General features: G+C 34.9%; 15 protein-coding genes and 1 riboswitch. Of the genes, 12 read left to right on the top strand and 3 right to left on the bottom strand.

Translation table 11 applies throughout. The features are described from left to right. From clpB to ABJF08_RS07645, 5 genes are all read left to right on the top strand, one after another. A complete protein-coding gene (gene clpB, locus ABJF08_RS07665; RefSeq protein ID WP_348115521.1) occupies positions 1-2,607 on the top strand; it encodes an ATP-dependent chaperone ClpB in 2,607 nt (868 codons plus the stop codon). Positions 2,608-3,253: 646 nt separating this feature from the next. Then, on the top strand, positions 3,254-5,032 hold the full coding sequence (locus ABJF08_RS07660; RefSeq protein ID WP_348115520.1) for an AMP-binding protein: 1,779 nt from the start codon (positions 3,254-3,256) through the stop codon (positions 5,030-5,032). A gap of 105 nt (positions 5,033-5,137) precedes the next feature. Next, positions 5,138-6,481: an exonuclease domain-containing protein gene (locus ABJF08_RS07655; protein WP_348115519.1), complete on the top strand. Its 1,344-nt coding sequence runs from the start codon at positions 5,138-5,140 to the stop codon at positions 6,479-6,481. A 57-nt stretch (positions 6,482-6,538) separates the two neighbouring features. After that, a complete protein-coding gene (locus ABJF08_RS07650) occupies positions 6,539-7,249 on the top strand; it encodes an SAM-dependent methyltransferase (protein WP_348115518.1) in 711 nt (236 codons plus the stop codon). Positions 7,250-7,367: 118 nt separating this feature from the next. Then, a complete protein-coding gene (locus ABJF08_RS07645; protein WP_348115517.1) occupies positions 7,368-12,095 on the top strand; it encodes a T9SS type B sorting domain-containing protein in 4,728 nt (1,575 codons plus the stop codon). 110 nt (positions 12,096-12,205) lie between these two features. Here ABJF08_RS07645 and ABJF08_RS07640 read toward each other — a convergent pair whose 3' ends face one another. Next, positions 12,206-12,598: a nucleoside triphosphate pyrophosphohydrolase family protein gene (locus ABJF08_RS07640; RefSeq protein ID WP_348115516.1), complete on the bottom strand. Its 393-nt coding sequence runs from the start codon at positions 12,596-12,598 to the stop codon at positions 12,206-12,208. A 54-nt stretch (positions 12,599-12,652) separates the two neighbouring features. Between ABJF08_RS07640 and ABJF08_RS07635 the strand changes: the two genes are divergently transcribed. Beyond that, positions 12,653-12,874: a hypothetical protein gene (locus tag ABJF08_RS07635; RefSeq protein ID WP_348115515.1), complete on the top strand. Its 222-nt coding sequence runs from the start codon at positions 12,653-12,655 to the stop codon at positions 12,872-12,874. Between the two features lie 69 nt (positions 12,875-12,943). On the opposite strand, the gene ABJF08_RS07630 is transcribed toward ABJF08_RS07635, so the two are convergent. After that, a complete protein-coding gene (locus ABJF08_RS07630; protein ID WP_348115514.1) occupies positions 12,944-14,965 on the bottom strand; it encodes a dihydrofolate reductase in 2,022 nt (673 codons plus the stop codon). Between the two features lie 177 nt (positions 14,966-15,142). Between ABJF08_RS07630 and ABJF08_RS07625 the strand changes: the two genes are divergently transcribed. Genes ABJF08_RS07625 through ABJF08_RS07615 form a run of 3 tightly spaced genes read left to right on the top strand, consistent with a single transcriptional unit; the run spans position 15,143 to position 18,483 of the window. Next, positions 15,143-16,906 carry a sensor histidine kinase gene (locus ABJF08_RS07625; protein WP_348115513.1) on the top strand — a complete coding sequence of 588 codons (1,764 nt, stop codon included), beginning with the start codon at positions 15,143-15,145 and terminating at the stop codon, positions 16,904-16,906. Beyond that, positions 16,903-17,529: a response regulator transcription factor gene (locus tag ABJF08_RS07620; RefSeq protein ID WP_348115512.1), complete on the top strand. Its 627-nt coding sequence runs from the start codon at positions 16,903-16,905 to the stop codon at positions 17,527-17,529. Before ABJF08_RS07625 ends, ABJF08_RS07620 begins: the two co-directional genes overlap by 4 nt. Positions 17,530-17,535: 6 nt before the next feature. Next, positions 17,536-18,483 carry an alpha/beta hydrolase-fold protein gene (locus ABJF08_RS07615; RefSeq protein WP_348115511.1) on the top strand — a complete coding sequence of 316 codons (948 nt, stop codon included), beginning with the start codon at positions 17,536-17,538 and terminating at the stop codon, positions 18,481-18,483. 75 nt (positions 18,484-18,558) lie between these two features. Here the strand turns inward: ABJF08_RS07615 and ABJF08_RS07610 are convergent, their stop codons facing one another. Continuing rightward, on the bottom strand, positions 18,559-20,517 hold the full coding sequence (locus ABJF08_RS07610) for a TonB-dependent receptor (protein ID WP_348115509.1): 1,959 nt from the start codon (positions 20,515-20,517) through the stop codon (positions 18,559-18,561). 134 nt (positions 20,518-20,651) lie between these two features. Continuing rightward, positions 20,652-20,866: riboswitch (cobalamin riboswitch) on the bottom strand. A 128-nt stretch (positions 20,867-20,994) separates the two neighbouring features. Between ABJF08_RS07610 and ABJF08_RS07605 the strand changes: the two genes are divergently transcribed. The 3 genes from ABJF08_RS07605 to ABJF08_RS07595 are packed head-to-tail and all read left to right on the top strand — an operon-like array spanning position 20,995 to position 23,956. Next, complete coding sequence (locus ABJF08_RS07605) at positions 20,995-22,146, top strand: ABC transporter substrate-binding protein (protein ID WP_348115508.1); 1,152 nt, start codon at positions 20,995-20,997, stop codon at positions 22,144-22,146. A 41-nt stretch (positions 22,147-22,187) separates the two neighbouring features. Beyond that, the gene (locus ABJF08_RS07600) at positions 22,188-23,195 is read left to right on the top strand and encodes an iron ABC transporter permease (protein ID WP_348115507.1); all 1,008 of its coding nucleotides are present in this window, start codon (positions 22,188-22,190) and stop codon (positions 23,193-23,195) included. Then, positions 23,195-23,956 carry an ABC transporter ATP-binding protein gene (locus tag ABJF08_RS07595; protein ID WP_348115506.1) on the top strand — a complete coding sequence of 254 codons (762 nt, stop codon included), beginning with the start codon at positions 23,195-23,197 and terminating at the stop codon, positions 23,954-23,956. Before ABJF08_RS07600 ends, ABJF08_RS07595 begins: the two co-directional genes overlap by 1 nt. Positions 23,957-23,965: the final 9 nt, after the last annotated feature.

Here is a 23,965-nt window from a genome sequence, read left to right as displayed (position 1 = left end):
ATGAATCCTAATAAATTAACTATAAAATCTCAAGAGGCTTTGCAGCAAGCACAGCAACTTGTACAAGAGTACGGACAACAACAAATTGAAAACGTACACCTTCTATTAGCAATAACTATGGTAGACGAAAATGTACTGCCCTTTTTATTCAAAAAACTGAATGTAAATTTAGACCTAATTATACAATTACTTAAAAGTCAAATTACATCTCTACCTAAAGTAGAAGGTGGAGAACTCCAACTATCTAGAGAAACGAATCGTGTTTTAAATGCATCTGTGACGCTCGCTACTAAAATGGGCGACGATTATGTAAGTATAGAACACTTATTGATCTCTATGTTCGATGGTAAATCAAAGACTGCACAAATCCTTAAAGATCAAGGTATTTCTAAAAAGAATCTAGAAATGGCGATTGAAGAATTAAGAAACGGTAATAAAGTAGATTCTCAAAGTGCGGAAGAGACGTATAATAGTCTTAATAAGTATGCAAAAAACTTAAATCAGCTAGCAGATCAAGGTAAACTAGATCCTGTTATAGGTCGCGATGAAGAAATACGTCGCATTCTTCAAATATTATCCAGACGTACCAAAAACAATCCTATGTTAGTAGGAGAACCTGGTGTAGGTAAAACCGCTATAGCCGAAGGTCTTGCACATCGTATAGTGGCTGGTGATGTCCCAGATAATCTTAAGGATAAGCAAATATTTTCTCTAGATATGGGAGCGCTTATAGCTGGTGCAAAATATAAAGGAGAATTTGAAGAACGTTTAAAAGCAGTAATTAAAGAAGTAACTAGCAGTGCTGGAAACGTGGTTCTATTTATAGACGAAATTCATACACTAGTAGGTGCTGGTGGCGGTGAAGGTGCTATGGATGCTGCAAATATTTTAAAACCTGCTTTAGCTCGTGGTGAGTTGCGTGCGATAGGCGCCACTACCCTAGACGAATATCAAAAATATTTTGAAAAGGATAAAGCACTAGAAAGACGTTTTCAAAAAGTAGTGGTAGACGAGCCCGATACAGAAAGTGCTATATCTATACTGCGTGGTATTAAAGATAAATATGAAACGCACCACAAAGTACAGATTAAAGATGAGGCTATTATAGGTGCTGTAGAATTATCACAGCGTTATATAACTAATAGATTTTTGCCAGATAAGGCTATTGATTTAATGGACGAGGCAGCTGCAAAACTGCGTATGGAAATAAATTCTAAGCCAGAAGAGCTAGATGTTCTCGATCGTAAAATCATGCAACTTGAGATAGAGATCGAGGCTATTAAAAGGGAAAATGACGAAGCAAAATTAAAGAACTTACGATCTGAGGTGGCAAACCTTAAAGAATCACGTAACGAGCTTAATGCGCAATGGGAAAACGAAAAAAGCGTCGTTGATAACATACAGAATGCAAAAACTGACATAGAAAACTTTAAATTAGAGGCTGATCGTGCAGAGCGTGATGGTGATTATGGTAAAGTGGCAGAATTGCGATATGGTAAAATCAAAGAAGCTCAGGAAGAATTAGACCGATTACAAGCTGCAATGGAGGCAAATAACAATTCTAATAACCTTATACAAGAAGAGGTTACTTATGAAGACATTGCTGAAGTAATAGCAAAGTGGACTGGTATTCCTGTAACTAAAATGTTACAAAGTGATAGAGAAAAACTTCTCAAATTAGAAGAAGAACTTCATGAACGTGTAGTAGGACAAAGTGAGGCTATACAAGCAGTAAGTGACGCTGTAAGAAGAAGTCGCGCAGGTCTACAAGATCAGAAAAAACCAGTAGGTTCCTTTCTGTTTTTAGGTACAACAGGTGTAGGTAAAACAGAATTAGCCAAAGCCCTTGCAGAGTATTTATTTAATGATGAGAATTCTATGACTCGTATCGATATGAGTGAATATCAAGAACGTCATAGTGTGAGCCGTCTAGTAGGTGCTCCTCCAGGATATGTAGGATATGATGAGGGAGGACAACTTACTGAAGCAGTAAGAAGAAAACCGTATAGCGTTGTATTACTTGATGAGATAGAAAAAGCACATCCAGATACTTTTAATATTTTATTACAGGTTCTAGATGAAGGTAGATTAACTGATAATAAAGGACGTGTTGCAGATTTTAAAAATACGATCATAATCATGACCTCTAATATGGGAGCTGATATTATCCAACAAAAATTTGAGAATTTTAATGGAGAAATAGAAACTCTGATCGATTCTACCAAAAACGAAGTCCTCGCAGTACTTAAACAACGTGTGCGTCCGGAGTTTATTAATCGTATCGATGACATTGTCATGTTTACACCTTTAAATCAGAGCGAGATAAAAGAAATAGTAAGCTTACAATTTAAAGGAGTTAGCAAACTTCTTGCACAACAAGGCATAGTAATCGACGCTACAGACCAAGCGATAGAACTGCTGGCTAAAAAAGGTTATGACCCACAATATGGAGCGAGACCAGTAAAGCGTGTTATTCAAAAAGAAGTTCTTAACGAACTTTCTAAAGAGATCCTATCAAGTAAAATATCTTCAGACAGTATCGTTCTAGTAGATGCTTTTGAGAATGAATTAGTCTTTAGGAATCAAACAGATTCTGTAGAAGTTTAAAAATTAACCTCATATTTAACACTAATAGCCACCTATTTTAATTTTAAGATTTAGGTGGCTATTTTTATGGAGCTATTATTTAAAAAGTGAATTTTCAAGGCTAGAATACTATTCTTAATACAATGTATTTGTCTTCTGTAGCAAGAAATAAACCAAGTAACATGGTTAATTAGTGTTATTATTGAGTGATTTAAATCAATTATTTTTAGTCTATCGGGCCATCCTGCATTCATCGCTAGTTTATCTTAAAATATTCGTTGTTCATCGGTATTTTTAGGTAATAATTATATAATTAAAATTAATTTAATTCGATATTCAGTTACTTATTTAATATTAAATCACACTTTATTAAATATCATCTTTATTATTGTTAATCAATGTATTGAAAAATCACTACATACCTTCTATACCCTATTAAAACTATTGATCAGAAGTATAATTTAAAAACATTTTAAGGATAAAACCTACACTTAGATCATACGATTAATTGAGGCTACAAACATGCACAAAATTCTCAAAGTCACTAAAACAACTAGCTCTCAGTGCATATAATTACATTAATCGTGATAATTTATTTGTTTTTTTATCATTTTAATAAGCAGCCTATTTCTTATATTTAAGCCGTACTAAAATTTAAATGGACAACATGCAGTATAAAAGACTTTTCGATTTCCCCCATTATCAACTAGAATTATTCCCAAGAGAAGATTCTCTAGTTTCAAAAGTTAATGGTGTATGGGTTAAAACTTCCACGGCATCCTTTGTCGCACAAGCTAACTCGATTTCAAGAGGTTTATTAAGATTAGGAATACAAAAGAATGATAAGATTGCACTTATTTCTACTACGAATAGAACTGAGTGGAATATAATGGATATAGGTATTATGCAAACAGGTGCACAAGATGTACCAGTTTACCCTACTATTTCTGAAACAGATTATGCTTATGTTTTAAATCATAGTGAATCAAAATATGTTTTTGTTTCTGATAAAGAAGTTTACGATAAAGTAATGAACATTAAAAATGAAGTACCTTCATTAATTGAGGTATATTCATTTGACGATATTCCTGGTTGTAAAAGTTGGGAAGAAATAAAAGAATTAGGTAAAGACGATAGTAATCAGGCAGCGCTAGAAGAAATAATGGCGACTATTAAAATTGATGACCTAGCCACTTTAATATATACATCTGGTACGACTGGACGCCCTAAAGGTGTTATGTTATCCCATGAAAATATTGCAAGTAATGCGATGCACAGTTCTAGTCGTTTGCCTATAGAAATAGGGATTTCAAAATCTTTGAGCTTTTTACCAGTATGTCATATATATGAACGTATGTTACAATATATGTATATCTATACCGGTACAGGTATCTATTTTGCAGAATCTATTGATAAGATATCTGATAATCTTAAAGAAGTACAGCCAGAAGTAATGAGTGCGGTACCTAGATTATTAGAAAAAGTATATGATAAAATTATAGCTAAGGGTACTGATCTTACCGGGATAAAAAAGAAATTGTTTTTCTGGGCTGTAGATTTAGGCCTTGAATGGGAACCTTATGGAGCAAATGGCTGGTGGTATGAACGAAAATTAGGTCTAGCAAAGAAATTAATCTTTTCAAAGTGGCAAGAAGCACTAGGTGGTAACTTACTTGCAATAGCAAGTGGTAGTGCTGCTTTACAGCCTAGACTAGCGAGAGTATTTAATGCCGCTGGCGTGCCAGTTATGGAAGGTTATGGATTAACAGAAACCAGTCCTGTAATCTCGGTAAATGATTTGCGTAATGGAGGTTTCAAAATAGGTACCGTAGGTAAAATGTTACCAGGTACCGATGTGAAAATTGCCGAAGATGGTGAAATCATCATTAACGGACCACAGCGCATGCTAGGTTATTATAAGGACGATGAGAAAACTAAAGAAGCTATCGATGACAAGGGTTATTTCCACACTGGTGATATAGGAGAAATAGATACCGAAGGATTCCTTAAAATAACAGACCGTAAAAAAGAGATGTTCAAAACATCTGGTGGTAAATATGTAGCACCACAGATTATTGAGAATACGATGAAACAAAGTCGTTTTATAGAACAAATTATGGTTATAGGTGAAGGTGAGAAAATGCCAGCAGCCTTTATACAGCCTAATTTTGATTTTGTTAAAGATTGGGCAAAGCGTAAGAATATATCATTTACCAACATAGAAGACCTATGTAAAAATGAGCAAGTAATTGCTAGATTTCAAAGAGAAATTGAGCAACATAATGAACAATTCGGGAAATGGGAACGTGTAAAAACCTTTGAATTAATTCCTGAAGAATGGACGATCGAGGCAGAGCACCTAACCCCTACTCTAAAGTTGAAACGCAGAAATATTAAAGCACGTTATCAAGATCTTTACACAAAAATTTACGGTTCTAAGATTTAATAAATCTTATTATAAAAAAAGTAAAAGCCATGTTTGTGACATGGCTTTTTTTATTAGCTTACACCCTCAAATAACTAGATAAATCTATCTTTTAAAACAGAATATTTGTACGCAATAGTAGATGTAGAAACCACTGGAGGGAAATATAATGAAGAAGGCATTACAGAAGTTGCCATCTATAAATTTGATGGTCATGAAATTATTGATCAATTTGCGAGTCTAGTTAATCCAGAAAAAGAGATACAACCATTTGTAGTTAAATTAACTGGTATTAATAATGCTATGTTAAAACGTGCGCCTAAGTTCTATGAAGTTGCAAAAAGAATCATAGAAATTACGGAAGGTACTACACTAGTTGCGCATAATGCAGGATTTGATCACCGCATGCTTAGGCTAGAATTTGACAGATTAGGCTATGAATTTGAACGACCTACACTGTGCACCGTAGAACTAGCACAAAGCTTACTTCCAGATCAAGACAGTTATAATTTAGGTAAATTAACTAGATCTCTAGGTATCCCATTAACAGATAGACACCGTGCAACCGGTGATGCACTAGCAACAGTAAAACTGTTCAAGTTGTTATTACAAAAGGATATCAATAAAGATATCATTTCAAAAAACTTAAAATATTTTAAGCCTTTAAAAATAGAATCTAACCTTAAAGCATTAGTTGATCAATTACCTGCAGCAACAGGTGTTTCCTACGTGTATGATGCCAGCGGCTCTATCATTTTTATAAGTAAAAGTAAAAACATAAAGAAACGTGTTACACAACTATTCACTGGTTCTAATAAAAAATCAAAAGAGATACAGAAGAAAGTAGCAGAAGTTACTTTTGAAAAAACAGGGAGCGAGATGATTTCTATCTTAAAAGAACATATTGAGATAAGAAAACACACGCCTACACTCAATGGTAGAATTAAAAGAAACAACTTTTCTCACGGTCTTTATATATATTATGACACAAATCAAACACCTCGATTTTTTATAAAATCAGTTGTTAAAGATCCTAATCACATCATCACTTTTTCTTCTTCTAGATCTGGATATAGTTTTTTAGAAAAATTAGAAAAAAAATACGGTACATCAGTAAAATTTAGAAAATTACCTCATAATGATTCTAGTTTAACTATTCATCAAAACACAACAGTTACGGAATCTCTAGACGTACTTAATGAAACAGTAAATGATATTATTACTACTTATAGCCTAAAAGGAACTAATAAAATATTAGTTGATAAAGGTCGCGAAGCTAGTGAACGCAGTGTCATACTTATAGAAAATGGTAAGGTAATTGGTTATGCGTTTGTGAATTTAAGAATACAAATGACAGACATTAAAATGTTGAAAAATCTCTTAACTCCTATAGAAGATGATGGCCAGGTATTACATCTAATAGCTAGTTACATACGCCATAAAAAGATTTTTCAAGTTATAGATTTATAATAGTTCCGCTTTCGCGAAAGCAAGATCCACAACAATAACACAATACAATTAAAAGCCATGCAAGAAAAAGGAAGGTTGTTTCTTATCCCAGTAACATTAGGCGACATAAGTCCACTAGAGGTACTACCATTATCAGTAAAAAAAGTAGTAGAAATGGTAGATCATTATATAGTAGAGAATGAAAAAACAGCAAGAAGATTTATAAAAAGTATACACCCTGCAAAGGCACAACCTACTTTAAGTTTTTCTACTATCAATAAATTTACGGAGCCTAGCGAGTTACCAGCATTCTTACAACCCTGCCTAGAAGGTAAAGATATGGGATTAATGAGTGAGGCCGGAGTACCTGGAATTGCAGACCCAGGTGCAGACGTGATTGCGATAGCTCATGAAAAAGGGATAAGAGTGCAACCTCTAGTAGGACCTAGTTCTATACTTATGGCTATGATGTCTAGTGGTCTTAATGGTCAGAATTTTGCCTTTAACGGCTACTTACCCATCGACAAACAAGAAAGACGCAAGAAGATAAAAGATTTAGAAAGTTTTTCTATTAAAAATAATCAATCACAGTCTTTTATAGAAACACCGTATCGCAATAATAAAATGATTGAAGAACTTCTAGTTTCTTTAAACAGTAAAACTAAAGTATGCATAGCTTGTGATATTAGTTTACCTACAGAATTTATTAAGACACTAACTGTAGATCTATGGAAAAAACAAATTCCTGATTTACATAAGAGACCGACCATCTTTATAATACAAGGATAAGAAAATTACTTCTCATTAAAAAATTTAATGTTAAATCTCTATCAATTTAACTGTTTTATTGTGATTTTATAGAATTAGAAAAAAATGACTATTTTACGGCTCTCAAAACTATAAAGCCATGAAAAAACTTTTCCTCTTATTCTTTTTATCCATTCCCATATTGTCTTTTGGGCAATTAGAAGCCGCCTGGTGGTTTTTTGGAACGAATGCTAGTGTAGATTTTAACTCTGGAGCACCCATAGCCGCTCCTGCAGGTAGTCTAGATACTGCCGAGGGTTGCAGTACTATTTCAGATGAATGTGGTATTTTACAAATGTATTCCGACGGTAGTACCATATGGAATAGAAACGGAGTGCCTATGGCCAATGGTACCGGACTTTCTGGAAATGGATCAAGTGCACAATCTGCCATAATAATTCCTGATTTAGGTGTTGCGGATCGTTACTTTGTTATAACGATTAGTGGTTCTTCGGGATTAAGATATAGTATCGTTGACATGACTTTAAATGGTGGTTTAGGTGATGTAATCGCTGGTCGTAGAGATATACTTATACAAGCAAATACTCAAGAAAAAGTAACTGCTACCATAAGTGATAACGGTAGTTTCTATTGGATCGTTACATTTGAAAATGGTGGCGAGTATAGCGCTTATCCCGCTGCAGGTGGTATTATACTAGCTTCTAGAGGTGTAGATTCTACATTACCAGTAACAAACGCTTTAGCCGATGCAAGAGGTTATATCAGACTTTCGCCAGACGCAAGTAAAATTTCAAATACATCTGTAGGTGATGGTGCATTTGTAGCTGATTTTGATAATGCAACTGGAGTTGTAAGTAATCCAATTGAATTGACCACTCCAGGTACCAGAGACGATTTCTATGGAACAGAATTCTCACCTAACTCTCAATTAGTTTACTTAAATGCTAATTCTTCATCTACAGGAAATGGATGTGGTGCTGCTAATACTAGAGACATACTACAATACAACATAAATAGCGGTGGTGGCTGGAATGCTAACCCTGTTATTTTACCTGTTACTGGTGCGGTTAATACTGGACGTGGTGCACTACAATTAGGTATTGATGGTAAAATTTATCATGCTAGAACATGCCAACCATGGTTAGGGGTGATTAGATCACCTGATTCTGTTGGTGCTGCTGCAAATTACATAGATGATGGAATTCCTTTAAATAACAATTCCAGAGAAGGGTTACCTCCATTTATAACTTCTTTCTTTGAACCATCCTTTAATTCATATGAATCTGTCGCAGGTGGTGGTAGTGGCGGTGCTTCTATCAATCAGGTGAACTTTTGTGACCAGACACCAATTCAATTTGAAGCATCTACAGCCGACTTTTGTCCAACTTCTACAGTAACTTGGAATTTTGGTGATGGTTCACCGTCGAGTACACTTCTTAATCCTATTCATACCTTTCCTGGTCCAGGAGTATATACAGTTACTTTAATTGTACGTAATGGTGGTTTTAGATTCACAGCCTCTCAAGACATAACTATTTATGCAAATCCGATAGTAAATCCTGTAGCAGATGTATTCCTATGTGATAGTGATGGTGACGGTATAGAAACTAGAGATTTAACGATTGTTGAATCTCCACAAGTTTTAGATACCCAGACAGATCCTAATTTTATGATCGCGTATTTCTTATCACAAAATGCTGCAAATAATAATGTATCTAGCATTACCATGCCGTATGATTTTCCTGTCGGTACTACAACAGTTTATGTAAGGATTACAAATGAAGAAAATGCTACTTCAAGTCTTTGTTTTGATACCGATTTCTTTGATGTTATAGTAGCTTCTGGGTCTGGTGCTACTAGACCTACAGATTTAGTCGTTTGTGATGATAATAATGATGGTATATCAACATTTGATTTAACAACTACCGAAACTGAAGTGCTTAATGGTTTACCAGCAACAGCATTTACCATCTCTTATCATAACACTGCTGCAGATGCTAGTGGTGCTACAAATCCTATTATGAACCCAACATCTTATACGAACACAACTCCTAATATGGAGACTATTTTTATAAGATTGCAAGATAACAGCCCAGGTGGTTGTACATCAACCACAGAGGTAGATCTATATATATGGTCTACTCCTACCGCAAACGCTGTTGCGGATATCGCCGTATGTGATATTGCAAATGATAACTCTGAGATTATAACATTATCAGATTTTGATGTTGAAGTTTTAGGAACTCAAACAGATCCTGATTATGTAATAACGTACCACATCTCTCAAGCAGATGCTGATACAGGTGCTAATGATCTACCTAATTCATATGACCTGACTGCTACAACAACATTATTTGTAAGGATAGATAATGTTAATAACGAGCCTTGTTTTGATACCACTTCATTTGAATTAAGACTAGATGCGCAACCTGTTGCAAACCCTATTGACACTTATAGATTATGTGATGATATTTCTAATAATAATTCAGAAGTATTTGATCTAGTTACTAGAAATCCTGAGATTTTATTAACTCAAGCAGCTGCAGATTTTAACATAGAATACTTTACTTCTCAGGCAGATGCTGATTTAGGTACTGTGGGAGGTGCTATTGCAGTTAATGATATGTACAGTAGTGCTGGTCAGACCATGTATGTACGTATTGAAAATGTTGTAAATACAAGTTGTTTTGAAACGACAACTTTTGATCTTATTGTAGATGATTTACCAGTGGCAAACCCAGTTGCAGATTTAGTTCTTTGTGATGACGTAAGTAACGATGGTATGGAAGATATAGACCTTACACAATTTGATACTGCTGTATTAAATGGACAGACTTCACCTAACTTTGTAATCTCTTATCACCCAACTCAAGCAGATGCTGATAATGACACTGCAGAAATCACAACAGCTTACACTGTGAATTTAGGAACAACTACTGTTTATGTAAGAGTTGATAATAGTGATAACATGACTTGTGCTAGTACAACACCTATCAATATTATTCTAGATGAACAAGCTATAGCAAACGCTGTTACTGAATATCGCCTATGTGACGATATGACTAACGATGGGCTAGAAGATTTTGATCTAAGTACTAAGGATGCTGAAGTATTAGGAACTCAAAATGCAGCTAACTTTACTATAGAATATTTCACAACACAAGCAGATGCTGATTTAGGTTCTGTAGGTGGTGCGACACCTTTAACTACTATTTACAATAGTGCTTCTACTACATTATTTGTGAGAATACAAACTAATAGTAATACAGGATGTTATGATACAGAAATGTTTGACATTTTTGTAGATCCATTACCACTAGCTGGCACACCTGCCGACATAATAGTATGTGATGATATTTCTAATGATGGAACTGAAGATGTAAACCTTTCTCAGTTTGATGCAGAAATATTAAACGGACAGACCAATACTAGTTTTAATGTTACCTATCACGCAACTCAAGCAGATGCTGATAATAATGTTTCACCTCTAGCAAGTCCATATGCTGTTACTAGTTCTACTCCTAACTTGTTTGCAAGAATAGATAATGCAGATAATGACATGTGTTACAGTACAACAACATTCCAATTTGTTATAAGCCCTACTCCTACAGCAAACACTGTTGCAGACATGATTACTTGTGATGATCCAGGAAATGATGGTAGCGAAGTATTTGATCTTAGTCTTGCTAATAACCAAGTGTTAAATGGACAAAATGCAAGTGATTTTAATATCACTTTCCACCCAACACAGAACGATGCAGATATGAATACCGGTGCGTTACCTACTATGTATACTAGTAGCACCACTACACCTGAAACTATTTTTGTAAGAATAGAGTCTGCTATAAATCCAGTTTGTGCTGATTTCACAAGCTTTACTCTTACAGTAAGTGAGCAACCTACTGCAGGAATAGCTACAGACGTTGTAGGATGTGATGACGTGAGTAATGACGGTTTTGAAGAGTTTGATTTCACTTCACAAGATGCTGCCATTTATAACGGACAAAGCACTACCGACTTTAATGTTACTTACCATACTAGTCAGGCAGATGCTGATAACGATGTAAACGCTTTATCATTTCCATATACGAATACGACTAGAGCACAAACTATATATGCTAGAATAGAAAACACATCAAATACTGATTGTTATGACGTTTCCAGTTTTTTAATAGAAGTATTTGCAAGACCTGTTATAGCAGACCAAGGTCCTTATACTATATGTGCAGGAGTTGCAGAGAATATAGACGCAGGTGCAGGTTTCTCTAGTTACCTATGGTCTACTGGAGCAACATCTAGAACTATAGACGTTGCTAGTGGTGGAGATTACACCGTAACAGTAACTAATGCAGATGGATGCGATAGTACTGCAACCATTACAGTAGTTGAGTCTGATGTAGCTGTCATAGAACGTATAGATGTAGGACAGTTTGAGGTAAATACAAATACTCTTACTGCAATTGTAACAGGAAGTGGTGATTATGAATTCTCTCTAGACAACTTTGTATATCAAGACAGTCAACGATTTAATAACCTATATCCTGGTTTCTATACCATTTATGTAAGAGATAAAAACGGTTGTGGAACAGTGTCTATGGATGCTGTAATCATAGGTGGACCACCTTACTTTACTCCTAACCAAGATGGATATCACGATACATGGCAAGTAATAGCAGTAGAAACTATACCAGATGCTACTATCTATATATTTGACCGTTATGGTAAATTATTAAAACAAGTAAGTCCTACTGGTGCAGGATGGGATGGTAATTATAATGGTACTCCTATGCCATCTAGTGATTACTGGTACTTAGTAGAATTAAGTGATGGACGTAGTTTTAAAGGACACTTTGCCTTGAAACGATAAACATTACTATCACAAATTAATAAAGCGAGCTATTTAAAAATAGCTCGCTTTTTATTTGCAATTGATTCTCATAAATAAGATGCTCTTTACACTACCCTATTTTAAAATTATTACATGAAATTCTTTAAAATCTTATCAAAATTAGGTCTTGAGTATGAAGGGCCTTTAAGTACTTTTCCATCCTCACGATAAATAGGTAAACCATCTTCTCCTAACTTAGACATATTAGATCTTTGTATTTCATCAAACACATCTTCTATAACATCCTGCATTCCATGTTCTATAATTGTACCACATAATATGTAAAGCATGTCACCTAAGGCATCTGCTACCTCTACTAGATCATCATTTTGTGCTGCCTCTAGATATTCCTCATTTTCTTCTTTCATTAACTCATATCTCAACTTATTTCTGCGTTCTGTGATGTGAGCAACCGGTTTACTGTTCTTACCTAATTTAAAAGCGGTATGAAATTTATGGACACTTTCTATTTGTTTCTTCATATCTATGGTGTATTTGCTAGTATTGGTTTGTAATTTTGTAAAAATAAGTTTTCTATGAATGCATTGCCATTAGTTTTAAAAGATCCTATGTTCAGTAGTGGTCAGATTAATTTTGGAATAGGGTTTTTCTTAGTTTTTGTAGTTATTATTTCTTTTATGTACCTAAAAGATAAGAAATTACATAAGAAAAACTATAAGGGCGTTTTCTGGATACTTATAGGCTTTATAGCTTTTATTTTACTTCTCGTTGCCATAAAATTTGGTTTACAGAAATAAAAAAAGCACCAGAATTTCTTCTAGTGCTTTTTGTGACCTCGCTTTCGCGAAAGCGGAATTATAAAATTATTAATCTAAATGACCATATTTCTTTGAGTACATAAGCATTTGTTCTTCAAAGCTTTTAGGTTGCTCAATAGAAAAACCAGATATAGAATCACCAGCCATAGTTGGTACAATTACAGGATTTACAAAACCTCTATAGGCAGGAGCTTTAAATTTACTGTTTCTGTCCAGTACTTCTTTATGAATGTCTTGATCCACTTTTACACCATAGTTTTCTACTAGAGCCTGTCCAGCTTTAAAGTCGCCCTCGCTAGTAATTCGCTGTGTTTCTTTTAAAAGTTGGCCAAAAAGCATTCTCAATTTATCGTAATCCTTAATATCATAATAAGTTTTACCGTCCTTTACCACTTTCTCAATTACATTATCCTCTTTACCTTTTTCATAAACCCAGGCACTCACCCACTGTCTGTTACGCATGTGAGCCTCTTCTACATCCTGACCTAAATCCAGACGTACCAGCTGAGAAAGCATACCGTTTCTAATATAACCGTCATAAGTAGCCATTCCATAATTTTTCCAACCATCTACTAGTCCTAGTTCTTCTAGTTTAGGATCCATCAAGTAATAAAGACCAAATAAATCTGCACGACCTTCTTCTATAGTAGATTTATAACTACCTAATGTTTCTTTAGGCGTTCCTACTCCAGGATTAATCTGACCACTTGCGTGCCCAACTACTTCATGAAGAGCTGTGTGCAACTTATCAGCTTTGGCACCATATTTTTTTTCCAGTTCTATTTCTTTCTCATCATGTGCAAATTCATCTAATCTACCAGAACCACCTGCATTACCATAAGCACCAATAATGTTACCTAGAGAAACTGATTTACTACCATGTACAGACCTTATCCAGGTGTTATTAGGTAAATTTACTCCTATAGGTGTTGCTGGACTAGCATCACCAGCTTCTCCTGCTACGTTTACCGTTTTATAACTTACTCCTGTTACTTTAGGTTTTTTATGCTCTTGCATAAGTGGTGAATTATCTTCAAACCATTGTGCATTTTCACTCAACACATTCATCTGACGTGACATTTCAAAATCTTTTATCTGTACTATAGTTTCATAACTACCTTTGTACGCGATTGGGTCGTTATAAACTTCTATAAAACCATTGATCCAGTCCACAGCACCTTCTGTACTTGTACTCCACGCTATAGAATATTCGTCCCACTTTTCTAAATCGCCAGTTTGATAATATTCAATTAATAAACCTAGAGCTTTTTCTTGTTGATCAGTTTCTGCAACGCCTTGGGCTAGTTGTAGGTAGTGAATAATTTGATCAATTGCAGCACCATACAGACCACCGCTCTTGTAAACGTCTGACATTAATTTGCCGTCTTTTTTGATCAATCTAGAATTTAAACCTATTTCTACCGGTGTTTCTTTATTAACTGGTTGGCTTTTATAAAATGCAATAGCCTCATCTGTTGTAATACCTGGTTCATAAAAGTTGACCGCACTTTCTAACACAATATCTTTGTCCTTATCAAGAACTACTTTTTTTGCATCTTTATCATTAAACATGACATCTACTGCTTCAGACGGCATTATTAAGTTTTGATCTCTTAACAAAGTAACTAAGAATTCCTTAGAGAATTCTGGTTTCATCTTATCCATACTGTAATGGTGATGAATTCCATTTGCAAACCAAATGCGTTTTAAGTAAGTTTCAAATTGTTTCCACTCTTCTGTAGTTTTATCACCTTTAAAACCTGTATAGATACTTTCTAAGCCTTTTCTGATAGCTAAGTTATTACGATAATTTTGATCCCATGTGATATCTCTACCGCTTAAACCTGCTTGAGTCAGGTAATAGACTAATTTTTGTTGTTTTAAGGTTAGCTCTTCCCAGCTTGGAATTTGATATCGTAAAACACCTATGTCAGCAAATTCTGTGACATTGTAATTAAAATCTATTCCTTTTTCAGTTTGGACTATTTCTTTTTTATTTTCTATTTTCTCTTGACAAGAAAATGTAAGAGAGGCAGCAAATACGCAACCAGCAATTTTGAGATATTTCATGAATATAGTGAGTTAAATGGTTTATTATGATTATCTCAAAAATACGATTTTGGTAATGATTATTTTTTTACTCTATCGATAAAAAACTACACTTTTGCTAACTGTTTGCTATAATAGTATCCGTATTTTTAACCTTTGATACAAAAAGGCTATATTGTACTTACCCTAATAACATATATGAAATTTCCTCTGCTTTTACTAACTCTTTTATGGAGTTGTACATCATTATTTGCACAAGAATTAGTCCCTTTTAATGACATGCTTACCATGCTCGATAAAGGTGAGATTGCAAAAACTAAAATTGCATTAGAACAATACGATTTTTCTACATTATCTGAAGAAGATCAAGCTAGTTATTTGCTCAATGAGGGAATTATAGAGTACAAAGAAAACAAGTTTGTTCTGGCATATAAGACCTTATTAAAAGTTAAAGACCTTAAAAAGTTTGCTAGAAAAATGGTGATCTATAATGCAAACGATTACATGATCGATATTGCAAACGCCGTATTTGAATACAGTACAGCGGCACCATCTCTTATTGAAGAAAATTGCAACATCGCCGAAGAATTAAACGATCCCAAACTTAAAATAGACTGTATATTCAATTCATTTTATTCGGAACTTGTAGGAGAAGATTATCAGCTAGCTTTAAAGTACAATTATCAAATGCAGCACATCGCTGAAGAAAACAACCTGCAAAAAGAGTTGTTAGACATTGAAAATAATATGGGAACAATCCACTATTTTCAAGGTAGAAACGATTCTGCTCTGTTTTATTTTGAACGTAATTTAAAAAGATCTCGAAAGACCAAGGATACGCTATCAATAGCACAACGTGTTAACAATATGGCGATGTTAAAAACGGCTATAGGAGAATATCCGGCAGCGTTAGAAAACATTAATGAAGCTGAAGAACTAGCACGCTCTCAATCAGATCACCAGTTGTTGTTAACCATATTACGTAATAAAGCAGATATTCTTACTTATAATCAAAAATTTGAAGCTGCTACAGATTTTTATTACCAGCATCTAGACATGAATGATACCTTGTCTGCTTCACAAAATGCACAACAACTTAATGAACTGCAAACAAAATATGAAACTACCGAAAAAGAATTACTAAATGCCGAACTAGAAGCTGAAAATTCTAAGAGTGAATCGCGCATATATATGTTGCTATTTCTACTTACCATGGCATTAGGTACCGTAGGATATTTTCTTTTAAATTTTTATAAGACTAAAAAGATAATGGCGGCTAGAAAGCTAGCTCAAGAGCAAAAGGAACTGAAGTTAATGAGAGATCAAGAACTGGCAAGTATAGATGCTATGATTGCTGGCCAAGAAAAGGAACGCCTCAAAATAGCGTCAGACTTACATGATGATTTAGGTAGTTCTCTTACAGCAATTAGAATTTCTATAGAAAATGTAAAAGAGCGCACGCTAGATAAAGATTCTAAATCTATACTTGAAAATGCTCATCATATTCTTAACGATACTTATGTAAAAGTACGTACGCTTTCTCATACTCAAAACAGTAGGGTATTAAGTGAAGACGGCTGGATAAGTAGTTTAAAAGACCTCGCTCATAAAATCAATAAATCTGGTGATCTGGATGTAGAAGTAATTCACAGTGGACTAAAAGGTAGTCTAAGCAACTCTACAGAGCTCTATTTATTCAGAATTATTCAAGAATTGATTAACAACATCATGAAACATGCTCATGCTACAGAAGCTAGTATAAATATTACTGGTTATGATAACATACTGGATATCATGGTAGAAGATAATGGTAAAGGTTTTGACCCTGATAAAGTCCTAAAAAATGGTATGGGTCTTGATAATATAAAAAAGAGAGTAAATGACATGAATGGTACATTTACAGTAGACTCTAACATAGAAAAAGGTGGTTGCACCATAAGTATAGAAATTCCCCTAGTATGATTACAGTAGCTATTGCCGAAGACCATATATCCCTAAGTGATGGTCTCCAACTATTCTTGGAACAAGATCCATTAATAAGAGTTTTATATGCCGCTAGCAATGGTGTAGAAATGATGCAGCGTATAGAAAATTCATTACCAGACGTAGTCCTTACTGACATAAGCATGCCAGATATGAATGGTATAGAATTGTGCAAAGCCATCAAAAAATTAAGACCGACTACTAAGGTTATTGCTCTAAGCATGTTTGACAATACAGGTGCCATAAAAGATATGCTCGACGCTGGCGCAGATGGTTATGCACTAAAAAGTAGTCCATTAATACACTTAAGACAGGCTGTAAAAGATGTTTATGAAGGTAAAGTTTACTTTGATGAGCACATGACCGCGCAACTAGAAGAAATCAAATCTTTCAAAGTAAAAAAGAATATACTTTCTAGAAGTGAGCGCGACATACTTGTTTCTATTGCTCGAGGATTATCCAGCCAAGAAATAGCCGAAGAACGTGGTACAGCCATAAGTACAGTTAACAAGCATAGAAAAAACATGATCCAGAAATTAGGATTATCTGGCAAAGGAGAATTACAACAGTATGCTCAAGAACAACACGGTCACTCAAATTAATCTTTCATGAAAACCTTTTTCTTTATTTCTGTTTTTACGACTGTAGGCTTATTGTTAAGCTGTAAGAACAACTCTCCTACTAACGTTTTTGAACCTACCACAAAGCAAACAACTCAAATAACTCGTTTTGATACAGCAATACAAAACGATACCATTTTATATTACAACGATTTTAAATCCAACTTTGTAGATGAACGCAATGTAGAAATATGGCTTCCTAAAGGATATCCGAAAAAAGGTATCAAATACCAAGTTCTCTACATGCACGATGGACAGAATGTCTTTAACAAAGAAACTGCTTACACCGGTATTGCTTGGGAAATCGATCAAAAAATGGATTCCCTAACTACGGCACAAGCTATACAACCTACCATCGTGGTTACCGCATGGAATACCAATAAGAAACGTTTTAGTGAGTATATGCCACAGTTACCAGGCGAGTTGACAGAGTCCGCTTTCGCGAAAGCGGAACTAAAAAAGAACACCGGATATGATCAATTATACAGTGATGATTATTTAAAATTCTTAACCAATGAGCTAAGACCTTTTGTAAACGAAAATTTCCAAACTTCTACAAAACCAGAACATACGGCAATAATGGGTAGTTCTATGGGTGGATTGATATCACTTTATGCGATGATCAAATATCCAGAAGTATATGGTAAAATAGGTTGTATAAGTACATACTGGCCCGTACCACTTCTAGGAGAAGCTTTTATAAAAGAATTACCGACATCAGTTCCACAAGCTGGTAATCATAAAATATATTTTGATCACGGTACTAAAACGCTAGATTATAATTATGAGCCTTATCAACTACGAGTAAATGATATGTTTAAAGATCTAGGTTATACAGATGAGGACTTGCTATACAAGAAATTTGAAGGTCACATACATAACGAAAAGGACTGGCAGCGTCGCGCCGCTTTTCCATTGGTATTTTTATTGAAATAAAATGTTTATGAAAATATAATAAAACAAAAAGGCTGCTCTATCGAGCAGCCTTTTTAATTTGAAAGTATTGATTTTTTAAAACCCTAAACGTACACCTACTTTGTAAGTTCTACCTCTAGTCTGGAATCCTACAGCTTCCTGATAATCCTCATCTAGTAAATTAGAAACGCCTGCAAAGAAAGTAACATCTTTACGGTTTAATTTATAAGTAGCATCTAGATCAACTAGCTGATAGCTTCTTAACTCTACATTTTGAGTACTAAATGTATTTAGGTCAAAAAACGCATCTCCACGCTGGTGGTTGTACTGGTATCTAGCTGTTAAGAACGCACGTTTTAACACCTCTACTCGAGCACTAGCATTTACTTTATGCTTAGGAATACGTCTCAATTGTGGTACGTTTTCTCTTTCTGTAAATGTATAGTTTGCTGTAAGGTTTACTTTATCAAATAAAACCGTCTGTCCCATAACTTCTACACCTCTAGCAGTAAGTTCTTCTTCTACATTCTGGTATTGAGAGATAAAGTTAACTGGATCTACCGTTACAAATTGTACTAGATTATCTTCTTCACGTTGAAAAACAGTAACACCTATACTAGAAGAATTTTTACTCCATGAAATTCCTGCTTCTAGTGTTTTGTTTTCTTCTGGTTCTAATTCTTCATTTCCGAATCCGTTAGCATACAGTTGGAACAAGGATGGAGTGATATAAGCAGTACTGTAACTAGCATATGCTTTAAATGTATTTTCACCCAGATTAAATCTATAAGATGGGTTGATGTTATAAACTAACTTCCCATCATAATTGCTATGTGAATTATAACGTGCACCAGCGTTTACATTAAATCCTTTACCGCTTAAATAAACCACGTTAAAATAAGGGTCATAAATCTGGAAGTTCACATTATCCTTATCTGCATTTTGTGCAAATTCTGTACTACCGAATGGGATACTGAAATCTTCATACGTTTCATTCTTAAAGTTAAATCCTAAAATAGTTTTTAAACTAGATTTTTCCGTTAATTGAAATGTATACTTGTTATATAAGTCTATTGAGATTCCGTTTGCATTATATAATGATGGAAAATCACTTCTAGTATCTCTACGAGTTGCAGTAGTTACACCATTGTAAACCAGTTCTCCTTTATCAGAATATTTCCAGTTTGCGTTAGTTCCCCATCTTACCTGGCGGCTGTACGTCTCATTATCTCCATCTGTAAAAGCACCGTTGTCAAATTCTGCAACGTACTCGTCAAATGATAAATAACTACTCACTTTTAAGTTCTTGTTATTATCATAACCTACTCTACCTAATAGGTTGATGCGGTTAAATTCGTCTGCCTCAAACTGTACATTTTCATCAGCACTTTCTGCAGCACTAAGACCGTTAGTACTTTGATGATTTAAACCAGCACCATAAGTAAAACCACCTTTAGTAGTTCCTTGTAGTTGCACACTGTTGTTGTACTCATCAGGTCCATTATTAGCTTGTTCTCTACTTTTATTAGTACCTATAAAAGAAGCAACACTCACACGAACACCAGACTCCGGAGCTTTACGCAATTTGATGTTGATTACTGCAGTACTTGCATTTGCCCCATAAAGAGTACTTGCAGCACCTTTTAAGATCTCAATTTCTTCTATTTGATCTATATCTACCAGTCTCAGGTCAAATTCTCCATTGATATTACTAGGGTCATTAACCTGTGCACCATCGATTAAGAAAGCTACCTGACGGCTGTTACCACCTCTTACAAAATAACTCTGGTTTTGACCTGCATTACTTCTAGAACCGTTAATTTCTATACCAGCATACTGATTTAGAAGATCTGCGATGTTAGCTGCACGTTGTGCTTCTATGTCGGCTCTTGTGATTTTAATGACTGGTTTACCGCTGTCTTTGCGTTGTAAATCAAATTTAGAAGAAGCCGTTACAATAACTTGATCCAGTTTTGTTGCAGTAGAATCTACTTGTGCATTTCCCGACACAGCTACTGCAATCATTGCGCTTAGAGCGATGATTTGTTTTTTCATTTTTAGGTTTTTAGGCTCGGAAAAGGAATTTTGAAAGGATTTATAAACCGCGATATAATACACGCAAAAGGTCTTGACTGCACTCGACCTGAAATAATAAAACCCATCGCTATCTCTATCCCGAAGATGAACAATAATTGATTTGAAAAAATGGCAGGTCTCCTGACTCCAAAATAAAATCGTCTTCCCAAGCCTTGCTCAGTGACTGTATTGATTTTATCTTATAAAATTTATAAGACGCCTTCTTTAAAAAGACGCTTTGATTACAGTTGCGGGAACAGTTCTAGAATTGCACTAGATTCCCTTTTAATTTTTTAGCTTTCGCGAAAGCGTAACTTTCTTCCAGCTTAAAAAACCATATTTCAAGCCGCGAAAATACTATTTTAATCAAGTTAGATTATTGAATTGATCAATAATTTTATCCCATATTGAAAACATCGCACCACAGTTCTATTAGAATTGGTACTTTTGAAGCCTATGAAACAGCCACTGATTTACTTAATTATATTCATATCTATTTTACAATCTTGTAAAACAGAAAAGGAAAAAACAGCAACAAGATCTGAAAATATCACTGAATACCAACAAGTAGATATTAAATATGCTCATGGTTTTCAAATTAAGAATACCAGTTTTGGTTATGAGGTAACCATTATGAATCCGTGGCCAGAAAGTGCTGTAAATTATCGTTTTAAGCTAGTCAGCAATCTAAATAGAGAATTAATTCCGGAACCAGACGCGCCAGTTACTATTCAAATTCCTATTGAAAAAATAGTCCTTGCCTCTACTACTCACATACCACCATTAGTATTATTAGGAGAGGAAAAATCGCTGATAGGTTTCCCGTCTAGTGATTATATAAGCTCGCCAGAAGTTAGGTCTTTAATAGACAGCGGTCATGTAGAAGAATTAGGTACTAACCAACTTGTAAATGTTGAGGCAACTATAATCTTAGAACCAGATATGGTTATGGGTTTTAGTATAGACGACAGTAATCCTACGTATCAAAAAATACAAAAAGCAGGCGTACCAGTTATGTATAATGGTGAATGGGTCGAAGAACACCCACTAGGTAAAGCAGAGTGGATCAAGCTTTTTGGTGTTTTATACGGTAAAGAAAAAGAGGCAGACAGTATTTTTAATTCTATTGAAAAAGAATATTTAAAAACCTTAGAGCTAGTAAAAACCGAAGATAAACCTGATGTGATAAGTGGTGCAACGTGGAAGGATCAGTGGTATTTACCTTATGGTGATTCTTGGCAGGCAAAAATCTTAAATGATGCTGGAGCTAACTATATTTATAAAGATACTCAAGGTAATGGTTCTCTAGCCTATCCCCTAGAAAAAGTACTTACAGATGGCCGTGAGGCAAGTTACTGGATTGCACCTGGACAGTATTCTAGTTATTCAAAGATGCTATCAGATAATAAATCATACGGGCTTTTTGAATCTTTTAAAAATAAACAAGTTTACACCCATGCACTAACCATAGGTGAAAAAGGTGGCGTTACCTATTATGAAGAAGCCAGCATGCGACCAGATCTAGTTTTAAAAGATCTCGTTAAAATTTTACATCCAGATTTACAATTAGATCATGAATTGTATTTCTTTAAACCACTGGAAGATTAAATTTACGCTTCTAATTATTAAATTTATTCATCTTTTATTTTTTGAAGAAACAATTCGTCATACTATCCATTCTACTCCTAGTCTTCTTAATAGCAGACGTGTGCTTGGGTACCGTTTACATAAAACCTCATCAAGTGATGGATGCGTTGTTAGGCATTGAAAACCCACAAACTGGCAAGACAGTTAGATACATCATTACAGAATTGCGATTACCTAGAGCTTTTATGGCTATACTCACAGGTTCAGGGCTCGCCATTGCAGGTTTATTGATGCAAACTTTGTTTAGGAATCCGCTGGCTGGTCCTTTTGTTCTCGGTATTTCTAGTGGTGCAGGATTAGGTGTAGCCATCGTTATAATGGGAGCCACAGCATTAGGAATAGGTGCTATTTCTGGTTTTGGAATCATTACAGCAAGTGTGGTAGGCAGTCTTGCTGTTCTATTGTTAATCATTCTTATGTCGCTAAGAATTAAGGATACCATGGGCTTATTAATCGTAGGTTTAATGGTAGGTAGTCTAAGCAGCGCCGTGGTAGGTATTTTAAGTTATTTCAGTTCTAGTGAGCAATTAAAACGTTATGTATTCTGGTCCATGGGTAGTTTAGGTAACATTAGTTGGCAACAAATATGGATTATTTGTTTGTTGTTTTTTATCGCTATTCTTCTTTTAATATGGATTATAAAACCATTAAATGCGCTTTTATTAGGTGAGAATTATGCACTGAGTTTAGGGATTAACATTAAAAAAACAAGATGGATTATAATCATAATCACAAGTATTCTAGCCGGTAGCATTACTGCATATGCAGGTCCCATCGCTTTTATAGGACTAGCAGTACCGCATTTATCAAGGCTTATTTTACCGACAGTAAATCACAAGGTATTAATCCCGATGACTATACTGTTAGGTGCTACACTCCTACTTTTTTGCGATCTGGTATCTCAATTACCATTTTCAAATTACACCTTACCTATTAACGCAGTAACGTCATTATTAGGCGCACCGCTCATAATATGGCTTATTATGAGAAAACGTAATTTACACTTCTAATGATAAGACTAAAGAACATACAGGTAGGTTATGGTCATTGCGTTGTTGCTGCTTTTGATGGCGATCTCGCTTTCGCGAAAGCGAAACTCATATCCATCATAGGAACTAACGGTTCTGGTAAGTCGACATTATTGAGAGCCATGGCAAGTGGTCAACACCTCATCAATGGAAATGTCTTTATCGAAAATAAAAACTGGAACGATTATACTGCGGTAGAACGATCTAAATTCATATCTATAGTATTAACAGAGCGATCGTTCAGTCATTTTTTAAGTGTCAGAGAGTTGCTAGAATTAAGTCGCGCACCTTATACCAATTATATAGGTAAACTAGCCGCTCAAGATCACGAAGTAATCAATAAAGCCCTAGAAAGTTTTGATTTAAAACAACTGGAAAATCGCAAGGCAGGTACTTTAAGTGATGGACAGTTACAACGAGTTTTAATAGCGCGTGCCATAGTTCAAGATACGGATTACATACTCATGGACGAGCCTACCAGCCATCTAGATATCAATCATAAAGCAGATTTACTGTTGCAATTAAGAGATTACTGTCATGAACATGGTAAAACTATTATTTATGCTACACATGAGATACAACTGGCGATGTCATTGTGCGACGAGGTAGTTAGTATTCATAGAGGATCTATAGCACATGAGACTAAAAGTGACTTTGTAAAATCTAATAAACTACAAGAAATTTTCCCCTCAAAACATGTGGCTTTCAAAAATGGAATCGTTCAATTCAAATTTAAGAGTTGATTTTTAAAA

The organism is Nonlabens sp., assembly GCF_039941875.1.
Classification (GTDB): domain Bacteria; phylum Bacteroidota; class Bacteroidia; order Flavobacteriales; family Flavobacteriaceae; genus Nonlabens.
Note: the sequence above shows the minus strand (reverse complement) of the source record. Positions and strands in the feature narration are given on the sequence as shown.